Raw genomic sequence first — 823 nt, 5'->3', positions numbered from 1 at the left:
GTACCGGTCTGAGTGGGGCTGGTGGCGGGGGGTAGGTGGGTGGTCCGTTCGAGAAGGTGGGACGGGTTGGCCATATGCCGCGTATGCCTGGGTACGCGGGTGTATGGCAGGGTGAGGGAAGGGACTTATCCGTCACATAGGAGGAAATTCATGACTGTCGTCAAGAGTTCGCTGCCCGAGTCGGACCGGAAGACCGTCGGCGACGCGCTTCAGGGTGCGCTGGTGGACCTGGTGGATCTGTCCCTGGTGGCCAAGCAGGTGCACTGGAACGTGATCGGCCCCCGTTTCCGCTCCATCCACCTGCAGCTCGACGATGTGGTGGAATCCGCGCGGACTCACACCGACACCGTCGCCGAGCGCGCCTCCGCGATCGGCGTGAGCCCGGACGGCCGAGCCGAGACCGTCGCCAAGACGAGCGGCATCGAGACCGTCAAGGACGGCTGGATCAAGGACACCGAGGCCGTGCAGATCCTGGTCGGGGCGCTCAACGCGGTCATCGGCCGCATGCGCGAGCGCATCGAGGCCACCGACAAGCCCGACCCGGTGTCGCAGGACATCCTGATCGGCCTGACCGCCGACCTCGAGAAGCACGCGTGGATGTTCCAGGCGGAGGCCGGCTGAGCCGGGTCGGGGCTCGGATTGCCGAAACGAGCCTCTGACCTGCGCGAGCGGGCATTTACTCGCGCTGCCGGGTGTGCTGACACGGTGACGCGTTCCGGGCCGGGGCGGCGGACTCCACGGAATCTCGCGCCTCCACCGGAACGTCGGCGGAATCCGGCGGGCCCTGTCGACACGGGAGCCGGCCTCACAGGTTGTGGGGCCG

Annotated in this window: 1 protein-coding gene; it reads left to right on the top strand. The window is 67.9% G+C overall.

All coding sequences use genetic code 11. The annotated features are described in order from the left end of the window. Positions 1-150: 150 nt before the first annotated feature. Entirely contained in the window at positions 151-621 is a 471-nt protein-coding gene (locus KUM32_RS37500; RefSeq protein ID WP_187059615.1) for a Dps family protein, read from the top strand. The last annotated feature ends 202 nt before the right edge of the window (positions 622-823 follow it).

Source organism: Streptomyces sp. AC627_RSS907, assembly GCF_019049165.1.
This window is presented reverse-complemented; position numbering and strand designations above follow the sequence as displayed.

Coding starts and splice junctions, on each gene's coding strand:
- KUM32_RS37500 (WP_187059615.1), top strand. CDS start 151: ATGACTGTCGTCAAGAGTTCGCTGCCCGAGTCGGACCGGAAGACCGTC.